Origin of the sequence: Kitasatospora acidiphila (assembly GCF_006636205.1) — a bacterium.
Lineage (GTDB): Bacteria > Actinomycetota > Actinomycetes > Streptomycetales > Streptomycetaceae > Kitasatospora > Kitasatospora acidiphila.
Map to the genome: position 1 here is coordinate 6,691,605 of NZ_VIGB01000003.1, position 20,567 is coordinate 6,712,171.

A 20,567-nucleotide genomic window follows, 5' to 3' on the forward strand; every position below is an offset into this window, starting at 1 on the left:
GGCGGACGCCTGGTGGGGGCGGGTCTACGACGGACCGGCCGGCCGGCTGCCCGACACCCCGAGGCGCAGGGCGGGAACGAGAGCGTCGACGAGTGGTTCGACTCGATCGCCTCGGTCGTCGGGCTGATCGGCCGTCAGCGGGACAGGGACACGGTCGACGCGGCGGAGGCGGTGGAAGCAGTCGAACCCGCTGAGCCCGCCGAGTCTGCTGAGCCCGCTCCTCGGGTGTCCCTCGCCCCCGCTCCTCGGGTCTCCCTCGTCAAGCCGCCCCGCACCCCCAGCACGGCACCGCCGCCACCCGCGGCCCAACCGCCGGCCCCCGCCCCTGCCCCCGCCCCGCACGTCGGAACCCGCCCGCCCACCTACAGCCCCGAACCCACCCTGCTCCCCGCCGCCCCCGAGCAGCTCGCCGCCGTCGTCCCGGACACCGCCCTCGACGGCGCCCAGTACCCGGGGCTCACCCTGCGCGCGGCCTCGATCCGCGGCGACTCCGCCCGCTACCGGGGCGAACCGCGCACCGACGCCCTGCTGCTGACCCGGTTCGGCGACGACCCCGACGGCCTGCTGCTCGCCGTCCTCGGCAGCCGGGCCCGCCTGCCGGCCACCGTCGACCCGCGCACCGCGCCGCCGGCGGGCACCGGACCCGAGCTCGACCTCGGTGCTGCCCCGGCCTCCCACGCCGTCCACCAGGCAGCCACCCATCTCGCCGAGGCAATCGGCCGCAGCCGCACCGAACTCGCCGCCGACCTGCGCACCGGCGCCCGCGACCGGCTCCGCTACGGCCTGCAGCGCCTCACCGCCGGCGCCGCGGCCGGCCTGCGCGGCCCGGCCCCGCACACCGCCGGCGCCCTGCACTGCCTGCTGATCTCCCTCGACCCGCAGGCCACCCACCGCGCCGCCTTCGGCCTCGGCCCGGGCGGCCTCTACCTGCTGCGCTCCGGCCACTGGATCGACGCCTACGCCGCCCGGCTGCTCCACCACCCCGACGGGCAGGACGACCCGGCCCCCGTGCCGCCCGGGCCGCGCCCGTTCCGGTTCCGCCTGGTCCCGGCCACCCCCGGGGACATCCTGCTGCTCTGCTCCCCGGGCCTGGCCGACCCCGTCGCGGAGGAGCCCGCCGTCGGCCACTTCCTCGCCACCCACTGGTCGCACCCCCACCCACCGGGCACCGTGGACTTCCTGCGCCAGATCCAGGTCCGCGCCAAGGGCTACGCGGACGACCGCACGGCCGTCGCCCTCTGGGCCGACTGACGGTGCGTCAACTCTCCCCGTCCACGCCGGTCTCCCCGTCCACACTGATCTCCTCGTCCACGCCGAGCAGCGCCGCCGCCACTGCCCGCACCCGGCTGAGCGACTGCTCCCGGTCCACCCCCGGCAGTCCGATCGCCAGCGGCACCGAGTACCCGTCCAGCACCGCCCGCAACTGCTCGGCCCGCTCCGCCGCCGGCCCGCCCCGGAACGCGCCGGCCGCCACCCCCTCCTCGATCAGCGCCTCAAGATCGGCCTGCCACGGCGCCTCGATCTCCAACTGCCCGGCCCGCAACTCCGCACTCGCGGGCGACCGCCCCCACACCTCCACCCACAGGATCCACCGCGGATCCCCCGGCCCGTCCGCCAGATACAGCTCCGCATACGCCCCGAACCGCTCCCAGGCGCTCACCCCGGCCCGCCCGAGCTCCGCCCGCCGCCGCTCGCCGAGCTGCTCCTCGCTCCACCGCAGCGTCTCCAGCAGCAACTGGTCCTTGCTGCCGAAGTAGTAGAGCAGGTGCCCCGCACTCATCCCCACCTGCTTGCCCAGCCCCGCCATGGTGAGCTTCGCCAGCCCGTGCTCCGCGATCGCCGCCATCGCCACGGCCAGCACCTCCTCCCGCGGTCTCGCGGGCCGCCGAAGACGTGGCGCGGTCATGGTGGGGGCTCCTCGGGGTGGACCTGTGGGGGACTGCCCAGCTTACGGCGCGGGCGTGGAGCTTCCGTTCCGACGTCCGTTCCGACTTCCTGTGGGAGGACGGCCCGACTTCCCACGAGAGGACGACACCCGTTCGGCCTAACGTTGCGCCAAGAGGGTTCGGTCCGTCGGTGATTCGGCTTACCTTGCTGGTGGATCTGGTGGTCCGTCAGGGGAGGAGGCTTCCGTGAAACTGGTGACCCGTGCCGAATGGGGCGCCCAACCGCCCAAGCAGCCCTGGACGTATGTCGCGGGCACTCAGGGCGTGAAGGTCCACTACGAGGGTGATCCGGTGCCTGCGGATCTGGTGAGCCATCACGAGTGGTGCGCGGGCCGGATGCGCGGCATCCAGGCGGCCCACATGGCTGACACCAGCCAGGGCTGGATCGACATCGCGTACACCGCGGTCGCGTGCCCGCACGGCTACGTCTTCGAGGGCCGCGGCCTGCACCACGAGACCGGCGCCAACGGCAACCAGCCGCTCAACCTCGCCCACTACGCGGTCTGCGGGATGGTGGGGAACTCGGGCCTCACCCAGCCGAGCGACGACATGCTCAACGGTCTGCGGGATGCCATCGAGTGGCTGCAGCAGCAGGGCGGTGCCGGGCCCGAGATCAAGGGGCACCGGGACGGGTATCCGACCGACTGCCCGGGCGGCCCGCTCTATGCCTGGGTGCAGCGCGGTGCCCCGCGGCCGGGTGGGGGCGGCGGATCCAGGGGTGGGGCGGCCGCGCCGCCCTGGCCCGGGGAGTACCTGCGGCTGCAGAGCCCGCTGCTCAACGACGACAACGTTCGCACCTGGCAGCAGCGGATGGCGGAGCGCGGCTGGCCGATCAGCGTCGACGGCTGGTACGGCGCGGAGAGTCAGAGCATCTGCGAGCAGTTCCAGCAGGACTGCACCGCGCACGGGTGGCCGCTGACCGTGGACGGCATCGTGGGTGAGCAGACCTGGAACGCGGCCTGGCAGCGCCCGGTGTCCTGAGCCGTCGGCAGGGGAGTTGACGCTCCATCCGGTGATTGTCAGAGGTGGGCCGTAGGGTGCCGCCATGACCAACGCACCTGTTCACAGCGTCGACCTCGAGCTCTGGGGTGAGGGCGACTTCTGGCTGCTCGAGCGCAACAACACCCCCGAGATGACCGAGCACCTGGGCGGTCCGGAGACTGCGGAGCAGCTGGCCGCCCGGCACCAGCGGTATCTTGCGCTCGGGGAGCGGGGGCAGATCTACCGGGTGGTGCTGCCCGGTACGGGGGAGACGGCCGGTTCGATCGGCTTCTGGGAGCACGAGTCGAACGGTGCCATGGCCTGGGAGGCCGGCTGGTCGGTGCTGCCCGAGTTCCAGGGGCGGGGGGTCGCCGTCGCGGCCGCGCGCGCCGCTGTTGAGGCGGCGCGCGCCATCGGGACGCACCGCTATCTGCACGCGTTCCCGAGCGTCGACCACGCGGCGTCGAACGCGGTCTGCCGCAAGGCCGGGTTCGAGCTGGTGGAGACCATCAAGTTCGAGTACCCCAAGGGAAGTTGGATAACGTCGAACGACTGGCGGCTGGACCTGTTGGGGGAGTGAGGCGACCGCAGGCAGGTCCAGCCGCCGCTACCCCTAGCCCTTGCCGCGCGGCCTCGCCTTGCCGCGCGGCCTCGCCTGGCCGCGCGGCCTCGCCTGGCCGCGCGGCCTCGCCTGGGTCAGGGCCGCACCCGCCAGGACGATCACCGCGCCGATCGGGGTCGACCAGCTCATGCGCTCGCCGAGGATGGCGACGCCTGCGACGGCGGCGATGACCGGGATGAAGTAGGTGACCATCTGGCCGGTCGTCGGGCCGACCTCGGCGACCAGGCCGTACTGGACGAGGACGGCCAGCCCGGTGCCGAGCGCGCCCAGGGCGGCGATGGCCAGCAGCGGGAGCACGGCGACGTGGCTCGGCAGCTTGCTGAACAGCGGTGTGACAACGGCCAGTTGGATGGTGGCCAGGAGCAGCTGGGTGCCGGTCAGGGAAAGGTGGGAGTGGCTGGAACCGGCCAGGGTGCGGCGGACGTAGATCCAGCCGATCGGGTAGCTGAGCGAGGCCAGCAGGGCCAGCGCCGTGCCAGCGGCGTTCAGGCCGTGGAAGCCCTGCCAGGCGCCGAGCACGGTCAGCACGCCGAGGAAGCCCAGGCCGAGGCCGGCCACCCGGATGCGCGTCGGACGGTCCTCGGAGAGGGCGACCAGGGACAGGACCATGCCCCACAGCGGTGAGGTCGCGTTGCAGATGCCCGCCAGCGTCGACGGGATGGTCAGCTCCGAATAGGCGAAGAGTGAGAACGGCAGGGCGTTCAGCAGGAACGCGGCAACCGCGAGGTGCCCCCAGGTGCGTGCGCCGCGCGGGAGCCGCTCACGCTTCACCGCCATGGTGGCCGCCAGCACCACGGTGCCGAAGAACAGCCGCCCGAACGCGACCTGCAGGGGCGGGTACCCCTCCGTCCCGATCTTCATGAAGAGGAAGCTGAAGCCCCAGATCAGCGACAGGGCGCCGAAGCGCAGCCGCCAGTCGAGGCGCGGACGGGGGCGCGCAGGGGCGCTGACCTGGGGTCGGGTAGCGGTGGCGGGGCTGGTGCTGCTCATACAGGCAACGATGCTTGCGCCGATCTCGTAGCACAAGCGAGAATTCGAAACCAGTACCTCGTAGTATTGCTAACGTATAGCGGTCGTTGTATGGAACCCGGCCCGTCGCGAGCCATCTGTAGCGAGCCGGACCTCCATGGAGCTGGACCTGTGTGGAGCCGAACCGGGAGCGGGCATGTTGAACCTCGAGCGACTGCGCACCCTTGACGCCCTCGCCCGGCACGGCTCGGTCAGCGGCGCGGCCGATGCGCTGCACGTCACGACGTCGGCGGTGTCGCAGCAGATGTCCAAGCTGGAGCGCGAGGTGGGCCAGCAACTGCTGGCCAAGAACGGGCGGGGCGTGCGGCTGACGGACGCCGGGCGGCTGCTGGCCGAGCACTCGGCGCGCATCCTCTCGCAGGTGGAGCTCGCCGAGTCCGATCTGGACGCGCACCGCGGCCAGGTCATCGGCGAGCTGCGGCTCTCGGCGTTCCCGACCGCCGCGCGCGGGCTGTTCCCCGCCGCGCTGAGCATCCTGCGCGCCCAGCATCCGGCGCTGCGGGTGCGCTCCAGCGAGCTGGAGCCGGAGTCCGGCATCGCGGGCGTGATCCGCGGCGACCTCGATCTCGCAGTCGTGCTCGACTGGTACAACAAGCCGATGCCGCTGCCCGACGGCCTGGTGAAGGCGCCGCTCCTCGACGACCCGGCCGATGTGGCCATGCACGAGGGCCATCCGCTCGCCGGCCGCGACGAGGTGGACTTGGGCGAGTTCGCCGACGATGAGTGGATCACCTGGGGGGAGGGCGAGTTCTGCCACGAGTGGCTGCTGTTCACCCTGCGCTCGCGGGGCGTGGAGCCGGTCATCGGCCACCGCGCCGCCGAGACGCACACCCAGCTCGGGCTGGTCGCGGCCGGGTTGGGCGTGTGCGTCGCGCCCGTGCTCGGGCGCCAGCCGATCCCGCCCGGCGTGGTGACCGTTCCGCTCAAGCAGCGTGTCCGGCGGCACGTCTATGTCGTCTGGCGAGCGGACGCCGACCGCCGCCCGTCGATCCGCGCGGCGGTCGAGGCACTGCGGGCGGCGGCGGAGAAGGTCCCCGCCGGCTAGAGAGCCCATCTGCAGAGCCCGTCCACAGGTCCAATCGTCGCCGGATCGTGTCGAACGCGGGGTGAGCAGCTCATGGCGATCCGTCAACCGGGCGTCCGCGCAAGGGACGGCCGGTCCATCATGGAATCCCGCAGGCCGTACGGAGAAGGGCATGGAGCGCCATGAGCCAGACCCCACCACCCGCTTCCCCCGGTCCGTCCTGGCCCGGCGGGCGGCGCGGTTCGCGGGGGCCGACGCGCCGAACGCAGCGGCCGCACCCGCCGTTCCCGTTGGTGCCGCCGACCCTCCCCGGTGCCAACCCGTGGGGCGATTCGCAGCAGGAGGACGGAGAGATCATGAGCCCGCAGAAGGAGCCCTCCGGGGGCCCGACCAGCCTCCCCGGCGCGCCGCCCCCGCCGCCCGGCCCCCGCAACCCGCCCACGCCGGGTGGCAACCCCAACCCGCCGTCCGAACCACCGAAGGGGTAGCGGGAGCTGATGCCGCCGACCTGCTCCTGCCGTACGTCGGGCATCCGGACTTCGGCGCGGGGTGGCCGACGGAGCCGCAAGTGCCGTAGCGCGGCTGGGCCGAGGGCATAGGAAGCAGGAGAGGCACCACGTGCCTACGTCGCTTCGGAAGACGCCCCGGTCTGCTGGTTGCTGAAGGGCTTTGAAGTGCCTTGTCGCGGCCTCTGACGACTTGCTGCAGCCTGCCGGATAGCCGTGCCTTCTCGGGTCAGGTAATTGGCTGCAGCGAGAAGAACATGTGCATCGTCGCGAGCTTGTCCCAAGAGCCGATTGCATCTCGCACACAGTAGCCCTCGGACACATGCGCCACACGAGGTATTCCCCGGGCAACAGGAGTGGTCGTGGTCGACCTGCAGCCGACACTCGGCATCGGGGAGCTCGCGGCATATCGCACACACTCCGGCCTGACTCGCCAGTAGGTTCTCAAACTCCTGTTGCGTCAAGCCGTACTGACGCTCCAACCAACGTTGCTTCTGCCGGAGGCTGTTTCGACTCGCGTAGTCAGGGTTGTTAGCCCGGTGCTTCTTCGAGTACGCGGCAGCGCAGGGCCTGCATCTGGCTGCAACTCCCCGACTCCTGCCGGCGCATGTGCCGTACTCCGACAGCGGCTTGACCTCTTTGCAGGCAGGGCATCGCTTATGCTGATCGTCTGGGAAGACACTACTTCCCCAGCGCGAGCGTTTCTGAGTCAGATCAGCTGCTGACCCGTGCCGCCTCCATCGCTGCCAGTGCATGGAGCACATGTTTCGTGCCATCGCAGGACGCTCGCACTCATCGATTGTGCAGGTGCTCAATCTATCTTCCAGTCGCAGCCTCAAACTTGAACCGGATGGCCCATCATATTCGTATCTGCGCCTGCCTGTTGTGCCAATCAGTACGTTGACTATCGGCTTGGCCGCCTCGATCAGGCTGAAACCCCAGGATCCCGCGCCGCTCATGGCCGACCTGCATGGCCTGGATCCCGATGAGCAGGTCACACACCGATAGGCACTGTGACCGGCACGACTGCGCTGGAGCTCACGAGACGCCGTGTCAGTGGCCGTGTCAGGACGGTGTCAGACGGGTGACAGGCCCGGCCTGGACAGTAGTGGGCATGAAGAGTTCAGCGATCGCGGTTGCAGGACTGCGGAAGACACACGGGACCAAGGTCGTGCTCGACGGCATCGACTTCGAGGTTGCCGAGGGATCGGTCTTCTCCATGCTCGGCCCCAACGGGGCGGGCAAGACGACCACGGTGAACGTCCTGGCGACGTTGACGAAGGCCGACGCCGGCACGGTGCGCGTCGCCGGGCACGACGTGGTGACCGGGACCAAGCAGGTGCGCAAGGCCATCGGCGTGACCGGTCAGTTCGCCGCGGTGGACGAGCTGCTGTCGGGCCGGGAGAACCTGCAGCTGATGGCGGAGCTGAAGCGCGTGCGCTCCGCCGACCGGGTGGTCACCCAACTGCTGGAGCGGTTCGAGCTGGTGGAGTCGGCGCAGAAGATGGCGGCGACCTACTCCGGCGGCATGCGCCGGAAGCTGGACCTGGCGATGACGCTGGTCGGCAGTCCGCAGATCATCTTCCTGGACGAGCCGACGACGGGCCTGGACCCGCGCAGCCGACGCACGATGTGGCAGATCGTCCGCGAGTTGGTGGCCGACGGCACCACCGTCTTCCTCACCACCCAGTACCTCGAGGAAGCCGACCAGCTCGCCGACCGGATCGCGGTGCTCGACCAGGGCCACATCGTCGCCCAGGGCACACCGGAGGAGCTCAAGCGGCAGGTCCCCGGCGGCCATGTCCGGCTCCGCTTCACCGATCTGTTCGAACTCGACGTGGCGGCGCGGGCCTTGGCCGGAGCCACCCGGGACGACCAGGAGCTGACCCTGCGGGTGCCCAGCGACGGCGGGCCCAGGTCGCTGCGGGCCCTGCTGGACAGGCTCGACGAACACATGATCAACGCCGAGGAGTTCTCCGTGCACACGCCGGACCTCGACGACGTCTTCTTTGCGCTGACCGGTCAGACCACCACGGAGGCGAACGCACGATGAGCACTCTCTCCACGTCGCTCGGCGACTCGGCGATCATGATGCGCCGCAACTTCAAGCACACACTGCGGAATCCGGTCACCGTGTTCCAGGCGGTCCTGTTCCCGATCGTGATCATGCTGATGTTCGTCTACGTCTTCGGCGGTGCTTTCAGAGTCGAGGGCAGGTACATCGACTACGCGGTGCCGGGTCTGCTCGTGATGGCCATCAGCTACGGCCTCGGGCCGACCGCGGCGGCCGTGAACGGTGACATGACGAAGGGCATCATCAACCGCTTCAAGGCCATGGACGTCTCGCACGGTGCCGTGCTGGCCGGGCATGTCGTCTCCACGACGCTGCGCAGTCTGATCGCCGACGCGGCCATCGTCGGCGTCGGCTTCGCGATGGGGTTCCGCCCGCACGCGAGCTTCCTCCAGTGGCTCGCCGCGATCGGCATCCTGCTGCTGCTCGCCTTCGCGACCAGCTGGCTCACCGTCGCCATGGGGCTGGGCGCGAAGACCGTCGAATCGGCGGGCATGGCCACCGTGCCGCTGATCATGCTGCCGTTCCTGAGCAGCGCTTTCGTCCCCGCCAGCTCGATGGGGCCCGGCATCCGGCAGTTCGCGGAGTACCAGCCGTTCACCCCGATCATCGAAACGCTGCGCGGACTGCTGGCCGGCCACCCGGCGACCGGCACCGCCCTGACCGCCGTCGCCTGGTGCGTCGGGCTCGCGATCGTCGGGTACGCGTGGGCGGTCTCGACCTTCAAGAAGCGGGCCTGAGCGCTCAGGCAGCGAGTGTGATCACTCGACAAGAGTGCCTGACCGCTCAAGCAGCGAGCCTGACCGCTCAGGTAGCGAGCCTGACCCTCAACAAGAGAGCGTGACCGCGACCAGCTCGGACCAGCTGGCCTGCTCCCCCTCCCGAGCCGCCTCGGCGAACTTCGCGTCGCCGAGGCGGCGTCGTGCGGTCTGCGTGACCCGGGCCACGTCCGGGTGGGAGCGGTCCGGCAGCCCGCGCACGCCGACGCTCGCCGCGAGCAGCCGCGCGGCCTGCGCGTACTGCTCGCAGCGCAGTGCCAGATCCGCCACCCCGACGAGCGCCTGCGCGATCATCGGCGCGTGCCCCGCCTCGGTCGCCGCCTCGCAGGCCGCCGCGCGGTGCGCCCGGACCTCGTCGAGGTCGTCGGTGAGGTAGCCGAGCAGGTCGTGCCGCATCGCGCGGACGTGCACCCCCTCCGCCTCGTCGCCCATCAGGCCCGTCGCGACCGCGAGTTGCCGGCGCGCCTCCCCGGCGTCGCCGCCCCAACGGGCGAGTTCCGCCTTCGCGAGGGCCAGTTCGGCCAGCGCGTCGGGCCAGGCGACCCGCTCCGCGTACCGCTGCGCCTCGGCGATGGCGGCCGCGCTGGCGTCCTCGTCGCCCAGCAGCCAGTACAGCTGGGCCTGCCGCGACCGCATCCGGATGAGGTCCTCGGTGGCACCGACCTCGGTGACGACCGCGACCGCCTGCTCGTAGTGCTCGCACGCCTCGGCCAACTCGCCGCGCACGGTGATCCGGTCCGCCAGTTCGGTCAGGGCGAACGAGATCCCGAACCGCTCGCCGATCGCCCGGAACTCGGCGAGCGCCGTCTCCAGGTACACGTCCGCGTCCCGCCCCTGCCGGCCGAGCACGATCCGCATCTTGCCCGTCTGCAGCCGGGCCAGTGCACGCACCCAGGGGTCCGCGTCGTCCAGCAGCTCTTCGAACGCGGACAGGACCGACTCGGGTGCCTGCAGCATCCGCTCCAGCGGGACGACGAGCCGCAGCGCCGGGTGGTAGCCCTGACCGCTGAGGCTGAGCCGGTACGCCTGGTGGATCCACTCCGCGACCTGGTGCTGATCACCCCGCCCGGAGCTCGCGAACATCACGATGAGGGCGTACACCGTGGCCCGGACCTGGTCGGTCACCTCGCCGGGCACCTCGGCGGCCGCGGTGAGCAGCTCCATGCCCTCGGCCCGGTGCCCGCCGAGCCACCAGTACCAGCCGGAGCCCGCCGCCAGCCGCATCGCCGCCTGCGCCTCACCCGCCGCGAGCGCGCCGCGCATGGCGGCCCCGATGTTGTCGTGCTCGGCCTCGAGCACGGCCAGCCACTCCAACTGCTCGGCGCGGCGAAGATGCGGCTCCGCGGTCTCGGCGAGCTCGGTGACGTAGGCGAGGTGCGCCCGGCGCGCCGACTCGGCTTCGCCTGCCTCCGCGAGCCGGTGCCCGGCGTACTCCTTGATCGTGCCGAGCATCCGGTAGCGCGGCGCGGCGTGGTCCGCCGTGCGCAGCAGCGACTTCTCGGCCAGCGAGGTGAGCAGTTCGAGCACCTCCTCCGGCTCGACCCCGTCGCCTGCACAGACCCGCTCGGCAGCCTCCAGGCTCGCCCCGCCCGCGAACACCGAGAGCCTGCGCAGCACCGCCCGCTCGGCGTCGGTGAGCAGCTCCCAGCTCCAGTCGACCACCGCGCGCAGCGTCTTGTGCCGGGGCAGCGCCGTCCGGCTGCCGCTGGTCAGCAGGCGGAACCGGTCGTCCAGCCGGTTGGCGAGCTGCTCGATGGACATGGTGCGCAGCCTGGCCGCGGCCAGTTCGATCGCCAGCGGCATCCCGTCCAGCGCGCGGCAGACGCGCACCATGGTCGCCAAGGTGTGGGCGTCGGCGGGCGCGTGGGCGTCGACCGCGAGATCCTTGCGCACCGCGCCCGCCCGGTCCCGCAGCAACCGGACGGCCGGGGAGGACTCCATCGCGGCGGCGTCGGCGTACGCGTCCGGCAGGGCCAGCGGCTCGACCGGCCACAGCGCCTCGCCGGTGATGCCGAGCGGCTCCCGGCTCGTCGCCAGGATCCGCAGCCGCCGGCACTCCCCGAGCACCCGGTGCGCGAACACCGCCGCGGACTCGATCACATGCTCGCAGTTGTCCAGGATCAGCAGCGCCTCCCGCTCGCGGACCGCGGCGATGAGACGGTCCGTCAACTCCGCGTTCGAGGCGCCGCCGAGCAGGGCGTCCCGCAGGCCGAGCCCGGCGAGCGCCGGCTGCGCCACGTCGCTGTCCGCGCCGATGGCGGCGAGCTCCACCAGCCAGGCCCCGTCCGGCAGGTCGCCGGCGCCGAGCAGCGTCCGCGCGGTCTCCGTGGCCAGCCTGGTCTTTCCCGAGCCGCCCGGCCCGACCAGGGTGGTGAGCCGGTGCTCGGCGATCAGCTCGCGGACGGCGGCGACATCGGCGTCCTTGCCGACGAAGGTGGTCAACTCGGCGCGCAGGTTGGTCCTGGGCTCTCCTCGCGGGGCCGCTCCAACTCGCCGCGCAGCAGGGCGACATGCAGCGCGGCCAGCTCCGGTGAGGGGTCGGCGCCCAGCTCGTCGGCCAGCACCTCCCGGGTGCGCTGGTACACCTGCAGCGCCTCGCTGTCCCGCCCGGCCGCGACCAGGGCGCGCATCAGCGCGGCGACGAGCCGCTCGCGCACCGGGTAGGCGGCCACCAGGTCGGTCAACTCCGTGACCAGGGCCGCACCGTGCCCGAGGGCGACCTCCGCGTCGAACCGCTCCTCCCGGGCGGTCAGGCGCAACCCCTCCAGCCGGACCACCGCCGCGTCGAACGCCTCGCTCTCCTGCAGACCGACATCCTGCATGGCCGCGCCGCGCCACAGTTCGAGCGCCTCGCGCAGCAGCCCCACCCGCCCGGAAACGTCCTCGGCGCGGGCCTGGCCGGCTATGACCAGCCGTTCGAACCGCACGGCGTCGACGGCCTCCGGCGCCACCGCCAACCGGTAGCCGTCCGGCTGCCCTCGATCACCCCGTCCGGCAGCACCTTCCGCAACCGGGAAACCAAGCGCTGCAGCGCGTTCGTCGCATCGGCGGGCGGCTGCTCCCCCCAGATCCAGTCGACGAGCGACGCCTTCGTCACCACCTGCCCCGCCCTGAGCGCCAGCGCCACCAGCAGCCCGCGCAACCGCGCGCCCGGCACGTCGGACAGCCCCCCGTCGTCCGTGCGAATCTCCAATGGCCCCAGCATCTTGATCTGCACCCGCCGATTCTGTCACGCCGCGCCCGCCAGGCACCCAGCCGGTAACGGGCTCATCGCCGCACAGCACGACCGATCAGCGTCCCGATGTGCCCCGGGGTGGGAGCGTGGACCACGCGCACGTCCACGCGGACGAAGCCAGCCTCGGTCAAGTACCGCGCCCAGTCCTGTGGTTCGTAGCTGTAGCGGTAGGAGCTCGCAGAGGGCGAAGTAGACGGGGGTGTCGAGGATGACCTGGTGCACGCCGATGTCCACGACCTTGCCCACGCCAAGGTGGACATCGGGGTGTTCCATGGACGCGATCACGTACATCACGGCGTTGCCGAGGATCCGCTCGGCGAGGTCCCGGACCATGACCTCGTCGCGGAGCAGCAGTGCGACCTCGCGGTCCCAGATGGTCATACCGGAGTCGAGGACGTTGACGCTCAGGTGCTGGATGCGGGGCTGCACGGCGTTCAGCAACTCGCGGGGGTCCCGGGTTCGCGTGGTGCCGGGGCTCTGCAGGGTGACGGTCACGATGGTGCTCCTCTGTGAGCGTGGGAGTGGTGTGTTTGGTGTTGCTGGCTCTGACCGTCGGCTGGGCGGCCTGTGGCCAGGGACAATCCGTCACGGAACCGGACGGAGGCGAGGGGGCGTCAGGCGGTCTACGCCTGCGCCTTGGTGGTTACGCGGAGGTCGGCGTGGACGACCTTGCCGAACGGCAGCAGCTCCGCGCCCCAGCGGCCGCGGGTGAGGTGGTTGACCAGGGCAAGCCCGCGGCCGCCTTCGGCGTCGTCGCAGCGGTCCTGGACGAGGACGGGCATCGCGCGAGAACCGTCGCGGACCGAGATCCGGACGCCGGCCTCGGTGGTGCGGTGGATGGCGACGGTCATGTGCTGCCGACAACCGGTCTTCACCGCGTTGCCCACCAGCTCGCTGACGATCAGCTCGGCCGCCTCAACCAGGTCCGGCAAACCCCAGCCGCGCAGGGCGGATCGGATGAGCTGCCGTGCGGCGCGGGCGGACTGCGGTTCGTAGGGGAGGTGAACGCGAAGGTGGTCCGCAGGCAGCGCTGCTGTCAGAGGCGCGGTAGCTTCCGGGGCGCTCGTGGCTCGGGTGAGCATCCCAGACTGCCCGGTCATCCGTCGCTCCCGTACCGGGCCTTCAGCGGCGCCAAGCAGCTCGGGAAAAGGAAATTGTGAGGGCCCCTCAGGGGCGCCGGGCCGTTCATGGACCAGGGATGCGGCGGGCGGGTGGAATCGGCACTGCTCACCAGGGACTCCGGAGGACGGGATGAGTTGGGCTTGGCGACGGATCGCCTTGGAAGGCCGCATTGGAGGCCCGGGGCTGTGCTCGATGCGGACGCGTGCACAAGGGCACTCGACCAGGCCGAGCGCGTTCACGACCTGGGTGGCGAGGTCCACAACGGTGGGTGGCTGCGCTTCGACGGCTCCCGGCTGGCTGAACAGCGGGGGTTGTGCCATCTCGCCCTTGGGCAGATCGACTCGGCGGAGCAGTACCTGTCGATGGCCGTCCGCCAGGGTCTGTCGGCCCGGCGGCAGGGTGCGGTGCTCGCGGATCCGGCGGAGCTGGGAGCCCGTCACGGCGACGCGGACCGGGTGGTGCACTACTGCTCAGCCGCGCTCGTTTTGGCGGAGCGAACCGGCTCCGGCTATATCGCGCGCAGACTGGATGGGCTGCGGGTCCCCTTGCGCCGCTTATGTCCGACCCGCGAATCTCGAATCTCAGCGAGCAGATCACCTATCGAGGAGCGTCATGACTGACACGACTGCGCTGGAGCCCGGCGAGTTCTTCCGTGAGGCGTGGGTGGCTGGAGTGAAGAAGTACTTCCCTGGTGAGCCGAAGGCCGGTTACGTCGCACCGTGGGCCCAGACTCCGGAGTGGGAGCGGCAGGCTGCGGCAGCGGTGTACCGGCAGGTGGCCGAGTTCGTCCGTGTCTCGGGCGGCAGCACCGCCAAGCTGTCCCGCGAGCAGAAGGGGCGTTTCGTCGCGCTGTGCTGGATCGCCCAGATCTTCAAGCACTTTGACAGCCCGAAGCCGGGCTATGTCGCCGACTGGGACGAACTGCCGCAGTGGCAGCGGGAGACGGACAGCGACATCTTCGAGCGGATCGAGCAGGTCATCTGAGTGCCGGGCCAGCTGTGCTGCATCGTGGATCCGGAAGTCGGCCTGACCGACGTTGACTATCTGGCCCTCGCATCCTGGCCGGGGCAGCGCTGATCGTCAGAGCAATGTGGGTGGGCGGAGTTTGCCGCGGCTGATGGCCGGTCAGAACGTTTTTGTTCGGCGGATAGGGCACGGGGGAGCCCTTCACGTCACCCCCTCCGGCCCTCCTCTCCATCCTCACGAAGGGGAACTCCTGATGGGTATCTTCGGGCAGGACTGGGCGTCGTACCAGTCGGCCGCACCAGGCACCAACGGGCTCAGCTTCGCGTTCATCAAGGTCACCGAGGGCCTCACGTACACCAACCCGGAGTGGGCCAGTCAGCGGGACGCGGCGCGCAACGCGGGTCTGGTGGTCGGCTACTACCACTACCCGGACATGCGGAACTCGGCGCAGAGCGAGGCGGATCACTTCCTCTCGATCGCGCAGCCGGCGGTCGGTGAGCTGCTCTGCCTGGACTGGGAGGGCTACGACTCCGCCAACTCGGGTGTCTCGCACGGGAACCAGCTGGCGTACAAGGAGGCCTTCCTGCGGCACCTGAAGGCGTCGGCGCCGCAGCGGCCGGTCGGCATGTACTGCAACGCCGACTACTGGAACAACGTCGACACCACCGGCTACTACCAGGACTACCTGTGGATCGCCACCGAAGGCCGGCCGGCCGGCCAGCCCGGGGTCGGCGCCAACTGGCTGTTCCACCAGTACAACAGCGCCAGCGGTGTCGACCAGGACTTCTGCCACCTCGGCAGCACCGCAGAACTGCGCTCCTGGGCCTCATCGTTCGCGCCCACGCCCACGCCCGCCGGGCACCAGCCGTGGCCCGGCTACGACTTCAAACTCCAGTCGAACGAGATGCACGACGGCAACATCTACAACTGGCAGCAGCAGATGGCCCGCCGCGGCTGGCAGATCACCGCAGACGGCTGGTACGGCCCCGCGTCCGCGAGCATCTGCCGGCAGTTCCAGCAGGACAGCACCGACCACGGCTGGCCGCTGGCGGTGGACGGCATCGTCGGGGCGCACACCTGGGACGCCGCCTGGGAGCGGCCCATCAGCCACTGATCGGAGGGCGGCCGTGGCGGGCGGGTGATCTGGCGCTTGGCGCTATGGCCGGTCGGCGTACCAGTCGACGCGGGTCCGGGGGGTGACCGGCAGGGCCTCGAGTTCGTCGTCGCCCAGGAGCCGCTCAGCGGTCTCCGCAGAGCAGCCGACATAGGTGGACAGCAGGTCGTAGTCGCTGGTGACCACCCAGCTCCGGTCCTGCGGCCACCAGAACTCCGGCCCGCTGGTCCCCACCGCGTCCGCCACCGCCGCCCGCACGGTCTCCAGGTCGGCCAAGGTGGCACGGCGAACGAGCGGCTCCTCCTCGCCCCAGCAGAGGGCCGCGAGGTCGTAGGCGAAGAAGACGGCCTGGTCGCCGGTCACCCCGGCGAGGCAGCGTGACAGCGCCCGCCGACTGCGGTCATCGAGGGCGCCCTCCTCGGTCTGCCACAGCGGGCCGTCACCGTCGCGGTCCTCGGCACGCAGCGACAGGTGGGACAGCTCGGCGTGGAAGGGGACGGCCGTGTCGTCGGCCCACGCCTGCCAGGTGCGACTACGGCCGGACCCGTCCGAGGCCTCGAAACGGTGGAAGATCCGCACGTACGCCTCGAAGCCGCTCGGCACGAGCTCGGCCACCACATGGCCGGGCCCGGTGCCGGACTGTCCCAGCCGATCCTGGAGCCACGCCAACTCCGTCCCGTCGTAGGTCCATTCGCGGGTCTTCGGCACGGCGCCCATTCTGTCGGATCCTGCGGGAGCTGAAGCTCACGCCCTCGGCTGCTGCTGGGTGATGCAGTGGATGCCGCCGCCGTTGGCGAAGATCTCGCGGGCGTCGACGAGTTCGACGGTCCGGCCCGGGTAGGCCTTGCCGAGGATGGTGGCGGCTTCCTGGTCGCGGGGGTCGTCGAAGGCGCAGAGGATGACCGCGCCGTTGGCGACGTAGTGGTTGATGTAGGAGTAGTCGACCGGTTCGCCGTCCGCGTCGTGGATGACGGTGGGGGCCGGGACCTCGATGACCTCAAGGGGGCGGCCTGCGGCGTCCATTGAGGCGCGCAGCAGGGCGACGAGGTCCTGGCAGACGGTGTGGTCCGGGTGGGCCGGGTCGGGCTGGACGTGGGCGAGGACGACGCCCGGGCGGGCGAAGGAGGCGACGATGTCGATGTGGCCGCGGGTGCCGAACTCGTCGTAGTCGCGGGTGAGTCCGCGCGGCAGCCAGATGGCCTTGGTGGTGCCGAGGTGGGCGTGGAGCTCGGCCTCGACCTCTTCCTTGGTCCAGTCGGCGTTGCGGCCCTCGCCGAGCTGGACGGTCTCGGTGACCAGCACGGTGCCCTCGCCGTCGACGTGGATGCCGCCGCCCTCGTTGATCAGGCGGGAGGCGAACCGCTGGACCCCGGTGAGGCCGATGATCTCCTCCGCGATGTGCTGGTCGTTCTCCCAGCGGGCCCAGGACTGGGCGCCCCAGCCGTTGAAGATCCAGTCTGCCGCGGCCAGGCGGCCGCCCGGGCCGAGCAGGAAGGTGGGGCCGATGTCGCGCATCCAGGCGTCGTCCAGCGGGCGTTCGACGATCTCGACGTCCGCGGAGACGTAGTCGCGCGCCGCCTCGGCCTCGCCCACGTTGACGACCAGCGTCACCGGCTCGTAGCGGACGATGGTGTCGGCGACCTTGGCCCAGGCGAGCCGGGCGGCGTGCAGGTCCTCGGCGGAGGAGAAGGTGGGGTTGTCGGTGGGGAAGGCCATCCAGGTGCGCTCGTGCGGGTGCCATTCGGCGGGCATCGAGTAGCCGAGCGAGGCGGGAGCGGTCATCGCAGTGAAGTCCTAAGCGGGGAGGGGAAGTCAGAGGAAGTAGAGGCGGCTGAGCGAGACGCTCTCGGAGGGTTCGGAGCGCAGCGGGGTGCCGTCGAGCGAGACCAGGCCGCTGGCGGCGTCCACGCCGACCTGGCCGGTACGGGCGTTGCGCACCATGTCGCGCGGGCCGATGCCGCGGGTGCCGCGCACGCCCACTCGCCGTCGCCGGGTGGGGAGTTGGTCGCCGTTCTGGACCGCTGCCTCGGCGACGAACGCCACCGAGAGGTCGGCCGCGGTGGCACCGTGGGCGCCGAACTGCGGGCCGAGCACCAGGGGTTCGCAGCGGTCGGTGGAGGCGTTGGGGTCGCCGACCACGCCGTAGGCGGGGAACCCGGCCTTGAGGACCAGCTGCGGCTTGGCGCCGAAGTGGTCGGGCCGCCAGAGCACGAGGTCGCCCAGCTTGCCGACCTCGATCGAGCCGACCTCGTGCGAAAGCCCGTGCGCGATGGCCGGGTTGATGGTCAGCTTGGCGATGTAGCGGAGCACCCGCTCGTTGTCGTCGCCGCTCTCCCGGGTGCCGTAGCCACCGTCGGGGCCGTCCAGCGGGCCGCGTTCGGCCTTCATCTTGCCGGCCATCGCGAAGGTGCGGCGCACGGTCTCACCGGCCCGGCCCATGCCCTGGGCGTCGGAGGAGGTGATGCCGATCAGGCCGAGGTCGTGCAGCACGCCTTCGGCGCCCATGGTGCCGTGCCGGATCCGGTCGCGGGCCATGGCGGCGTCACCGGGCAGGTCGAGCTTGAGGTCGTGGGCCGAGACGATCATGCCGGCGGCCTCGGCCAGCGCGTCCCGGCCGAACGGCAGCGTCGGGTTGGTGGAGGAGCCGATGACGTTGGCGACGCCGGCCATCTTCAGCACGTTGGGCACGTGGCCGCCGCCGCAGCCCTCGATGTGGAAGGCGTGGATGGTGCGGCCTTCGAGCACCGCGAGGGTGTCCTCGACCGACAGGCACTCGTTCAACCCGTCAGTGTGCAGGGCGACTTGGACGTCGTACTCCTCGGCGACCCTGAGGGCGGTGTCCAGCGCGCGGGTGTGCGCGCCCATGTCCTCGTGCACCTTGAACCCGCTGGCGCCGCCCTCGGCCAGCGCCTCGACCAGCGGGCCGGGGTCGGAGGACGAACCACGGGCCAGGAAGCCGATGTTGACCGGCCAGGCGTCGAAGGCGTTGAACGCGTGCCGCAGCGCCCAGGGGGAGTTGACGCCGACGCCCCAGACCGGGCCGAACTCCTGGCCGATGATGGTGGTCACGCCGGAGGCCAGCGAGGCCTCCATGATCCGCGGCGACAGCAGGTGGACGTGGGTGTCGATGGCGCCGGCGGTGGCGATCAGGCCCTCGCCGGAGACGATCGTGGTGCCGGTGCCGACCACCACGTCGACGCCGTCCATGGTGTCGGGGTTGCCGGCCCGGCCGATCGCGGCGATCCGGCCGTTGATCAGGCCGATCGAGGTCTTGACGATGCCCTGGACGGCGTCGATCACCAGCACGTTGCTCACCACGACGTCGCAGGTGTCGCGCACGGTGGCGGCCTTGAGGTGCAGGCCGTCGCGGGCCGTCTTGCCGAAGCCGGCCAGGAACTCGTCGCCGGGGGCCTGGGAGTCGTGCTCGACCCGGACGATCAGGCCGGAGTCGCCGAGCCGGACCCGGTCGCCGGCCCGGGGCCGTGCACGGAGATGTAGTCGTGCGGGGAGATCGCAGTCATGACTCCACCTCCGTGTCATCGAAGTTGATCAGGTAGCCGGTGGCGCGGGCCTTCTCCAGGGCGGCCTCACGGGCGCCGGGCGCGTCCAGCGGGCCGTCCACCAGTCCGGCGAAGCCGATCGCCACCCGCTCGCCGCCGATCGGGGCCAGGCCGACCTCGACGACCTCGCCCGGGTCGAACCGGACCGAGGAGCCGGCCGGGACGGCCAGCCGGGTGCCGTAGGCGGCGGCGCGGTCGAACGCCAGGCGCGGGTTGACCTCGAAGAAGTGGTAGTGCGAGGTGACCGAGATCGGCACCGGCGAGGTGTTGTGGACGGGCAGCACCACGGTCTCCTCCACCGGGTCGTAGCCGGCGCCGGAGCCGGGCAGAGCGGCTCCCGGGCCGTCCTCGCCGAGTGAACCGGCGCCCTGGAAGGGGTCGTTGATCACGGCCAGCCGGGTGCCGTCGTCGAAGACGGCCTCCACCTGGATCACGGTGACCACGTCCGGTACGCCGGGCAGCACGTCGGCGGCGGTCAGCACGGAGCGGCCGGCCTCGATCGCCTCGGCCAGTCGCTTGCCGTCGCGGGCGGCCTCGCAGACGGTGTCGGCGATCAGTGCGGTGGCCTCCGGCACGTTGAGCCGCAGGCCCCGGGCGCGCCGGGCCCGGGCCAGTTCGGCGGCTGTGAAGATCAGCAGCCGGTCCCGTTCGGTGGGGGTGAGTCGCACGGTGCCTCGCTGAGGTCTGAGGTCGGAGGGGCGGGTGGGGAGAGTGGGGCGAATGGGTGTTTAGAACGGCGTTCAAACGTAATGCTGGTCATTGAACCCAAATCGGGTCGCCATGTCCAGCCTTGCCCGGCGCGGCCGGTTCCGCCCGCTGCGATGACCGCTCGGCGTGTCGTCCGGCCCCGACAGGGCTGCGTCCGGCCCGAGTGGGCTGCGTCCGGCCCCGACGGGGCGGGCGCGCGGCCACGGGCGCGACGGAGATCGCGGCGGGGGCGTAGTTGACGAACTGTCAGCAGTACGTCACCTCGCGAGCCCCCGCGCGCACCGTTGCGGCCCAGGGCGGCGGCGCTCACGATGGACGGGAACGAACCGGGCGTAGCTGGGGGGCGTGCCTGATGGACCGTCAGCAGCAGTGGGACACCCCGCACACCGCGTGCGCGCTCCAATGCGCCGTGGCCCCCGCCGACCTGGCCGCGCTGGCCCCGCTGCGGGCCCGGCTGCGCGAGGCGCTGGCCGACTGGGGCCTGGCCGAGCTGGCCGACACCGCCGAACTGCTGGCCAGCGAGCTGGTCACCAACGCCCTGCTGCACACCGGCACCGGTGCCCGGCTGGCGGCCGCCGTCACCTCCGGGAACCGGCTGCGGATCGAGGTCAGCGACGGGGGCACCGGCCTGCCCCGGCCCCGAGCGGCCGACGCGGACGCCACCGGTGGCCGCGGCCTGCTGCTGGTCGACGCACTGGCCGACGACTGGGGGGTGCGGCTGCGCGCCAGCGGCAAGGTCACCTGGTTCGAGCTGGGCGGTTAGCCGGTGCGGGCCCGGTGGCGCCGGCCGCCGCTGCCGGTCGCCATTGCTCCCGCGCCGAACATTCGACAGGATAGTGAGAATGTGTGCTCGGACCTGGCGTCCCGCACCACCACCACTGGACCTGGCATGGGCAGGAGAACC

18 protein-coding genes and 2 pseudogenes are annotated in these 20,567 nt (G+C 71.5%); 10 read left to right on the top strand and 10 right to left on the bottom strand.

Going from position 1 to position 20,567, the window contains the following annotated elements; genetic code table 11:
- Positions 1-12 precede the first annotated feature (12 nt).
- Positions 13-1,251, top strand: coding sequence for a protein phosphatase 2C domain-containing protein (locus E6W39_RS43200; RefSeq protein ID WP_141636402.1), 1,239 nt, complete (start codon positions 13-15; stop codon positions 1,249-1,251).
- A gap of 7 nt (positions 1,252-1,258) precedes the next feature.
- Here E6W39_RS43200 and E6W39_RS31670 read toward each other — a convergent pair whose 3' ends face one another.
- On the bottom strand, positions 1,259-1,906 hold the full coding sequence (locus E6W39_RS31670; RefSeq protein ID WP_141636403.1) for a TetR/AcrR family transcriptional regulator: 648 nt from the start codon (positions 1,904-1,906) through the stop codon (positions 1,259-1,261).
- Positions 1,907-2,132: 226 nt separating this feature from the next.
- Here E6W39_RS31670 and E6W39_RS31675 point away from each other — a divergent pair, with 226 nt between their 5' ends.
- Both E6W39_RS31675 and E6W39_RS31680 read left to right on the top strand, forming a co-directional pair.
- On the top strand, positions 2,133-2,927 hold the full coding sequence (locus tag E6W39_RS31675; protein ID WP_141636404.1) for a peptidoglycan recognition protein family protein: 795 nt from the start codon (positions 2,133-2,135) through the stop codon (positions 2,925-2,927).
- Between the two features lie 64 nt (positions 2,928-2,991).
- Complete coding sequence (locus E6W39_RS31680; protein WP_141636405.1) at positions 2,992-3,507, top strand: GNAT family N-acetyltransferase; 516 nt, start codon at positions 2,992-2,994, stop codon at positions 3,505-3,507.
- A 33-nt stretch (positions 3,508-3,540) separates the two neighbouring features.
- Here the strand turns inward: E6W39_RS31680 and E6W39_RS31685 are convergent, their stop codons facing one another.
- Positions 3,541-4,539 carry a DMT family transporter gene (locus E6W39_RS31685; protein WP_181799528.1) on the bottom strand — a complete coding sequence of 333 codons (999 nt, stop codon included), beginning with the start codon at positions 4,537-4,539 and terminating at the stop codon, positions 3,541-3,543.
- Between the two features lie 175 nt (positions 4,540-4,714).
- Between E6W39_RS31685 and E6W39_RS31690 the strand changes: the two genes are divergently transcribed.
- Positions 4,715-5,623 carry a LysR family transcriptional regulator gene (locus E6W39_RS31690; protein ID WP_141636407.1) on the top strand — a complete coding sequence of 303 codons (909 nt, stop codon included), beginning with the start codon at positions 4,715-4,717 and terminating at the stop codon, positions 5,621-5,623.
- 601 nt (positions 5,624-6,224) lie between these two features.
- Here E6W39_RS31690 and E6W39_RS44330 read toward each other — a convergent pair.
- Positions 6,225-7,067 (bottom strand): endonuclease VII domain-containing protein, encoded by an 843-nt coding sequence (locus E6W39_RS44330; RefSeq protein ID WP_141636408.1) that lies wholly within the window; start codon positions 7,065-7,067, stop codon positions 6,225-6,227.
- Between the two features lie 155 nt (positions 7,068-7,222).
- Between E6W39_RS44330 and E6W39_RS31700 the strand changes: the two genes are divergently transcribed.
- Positions 7,223-8,161 carry an ATP-binding cassette domain-containing protein gene (locus E6W39_RS31700; protein ID WP_141636409.1) on the top strand — a complete coding sequence of 313 codons (939 nt, stop codon included), beginning with the start codon at positions 7,223-7,225 and terminating at the stop codon, positions 8,159-8,161.
- Positions 8,158-8,919: an ABC transporter permease gene (locus tag E6W39_RS31705; RefSeq protein ID WP_141636410.1), complete on the top strand. Its 762-nt coding sequence runs from the start codon at positions 8,158-8,160 to the stop codon at positions 8,917-8,919. The genes E6W39_RS31700 and E6W39_RS31705 overlap by 4 nt, the downstream gene beginning before the upstream one ends.
- 87 nt (positions 8,920-9,006) lie before the next feature.
- Here the strand turns inward: E6W39_RS31705 and E6W39_RS31710 are convergent.
- From E6W39_RS31710 to E6W39_RS31720, 3 genes and pseudogenes are all read right to left on the bottom strand, one after another.
- Positions 9,007-12,175, bottom strand: a pseudogene (locus tag E6W39_RS31710) (BTAD domain-containing putative transcriptional regulator).
- Positions 12,176-12,187: 12 nt separating this feature from the next.
- Positions 12,188-12,688, bottom strand: a complete 501-nt coding sequence (locus E6W39_RS42165; RefSeq protein WP_228718438.1) for a hypothetical protein — start codon at positions 12,686-12,688, stop codon at positions 12,188-12,190.
- A gap of 128 nt (positions 12,689-12,816) precedes the next feature.
- On the bottom strand, positions 12,817-13,233 hold the full coding sequence (locus E6W39_RS31720) for an ATP-binding protein (RefSeq protein WP_323809166.1): 417 nt from the start codon (positions 13,231-13,233) through the stop codon (positions 12,817-12,819).
- A 267-nt stretch (positions 13,234-13,500) separates the two neighbouring features.
- Here E6W39_RS31720 and E6W39_RS31725 point away from each other — a divergent pair, with 267 nt between their 5' ends.
- The 3 genes from E6W39_RS31725 to E6W39_RS31735 all read left to right on the top strand — a co-directional run bounded on the left by E6W39_RS31725 (position 13,501) and on the right by E6W39_RS31735 (position 15,395).
- Positions 13,501-13,935 (top strand): hypothetical protein, encoded by a 435-nt coding sequence (locus E6W39_RS31725; RefSeq protein ID WP_141636411.1) that lies wholly within the window; start codon positions 13,501-13,503, stop codon positions 13,933-13,935.
- Positions 13,928-14,299, top strand: coding sequence for a hypothetical protein (locus E6W39_RS31730; RefSeq protein ID WP_141636412.1), 372 nt, complete (start codon positions 13,928-13,930; stop codon positions 14,297-14,299). The genes E6W39_RS31725 and E6W39_RS31730 overlap by 8 nt, the downstream gene beginning before the upstream one ends.
- A gap of 235 nt (positions 14,300-14,534) precedes the next feature.
- Complete coding sequence (locus E6W39_RS31735; protein WP_141636413.1) at positions 14,535-15,395, top strand: GH25 family lysozyme; 861 nt, start codon at positions 14,535-14,537, stop codon at positions 15,393-15,395.
- 42 nt (positions 15,396-15,437) lie between these two features.
- Here E6W39_RS31735 and E6W39_RS31740 read toward each other — a convergent pair whose 3' ends face one another.
- The 4 genes and pseudogenes from E6W39_RS31740 to ureA form a co-directional block, all read right to left on the bottom strand.
- Complete coding sequence (locus tag E6W39_RS31740) at positions 15,438-16,103, bottom strand: hypothetical protein (protein WP_141636414.1); 666 nt, start codon at positions 16,101-16,103, stop codon at positions 15,438-15,440.
- Between the two features lie 36 nt (positions 16,104-16,139).
- Positions 16,140-17,177, bottom strand: a complete 1,038-nt coding sequence (locus E6W39_RS31745) for an agmatine deiminase family protein (RefSeq protein ID WP_141636415.1) — start codon at positions 17,175-17,177, stop codon at positions 16,140-16,142.
- A gap of 30 nt (positions 17,178-17,207) precedes the next feature.
- Positions 17,208-18,916 (bottom strand): annotated as a pseudogene (locus tag E6W39_RS31750) (urease subunit alpha).
- Entirely contained in the window at positions 18,913-19,623 is a 711-nt protein-coding gene (gene ureA, locus E6W39_RS31755; protein WP_141636417.1) for an urease subunit gamma, read from the bottom strand. Before ureA ends, E6W39_RS31750 begins: the two are co-directional and overlap by 4 nt.
- A 392-nt stretch (positions 19,624-20,015) precedes the next feature.
- Here ureA and E6W39_RS31760 point away from each other — a divergent pair, with 392 nt between their 5' ends.
- On the top strand, positions 20,016-20,426 hold the full coding sequence (locus E6W39_RS31760; protein ID WP_141636418.1) for an ATP-binding protein: 411 nt from the start codon (positions 20,016-20,018) through the stop codon (positions 20,424-20,426).
- The last annotated feature ends 141 nt before the right edge of the window (positions 20,427-20,567 follow it).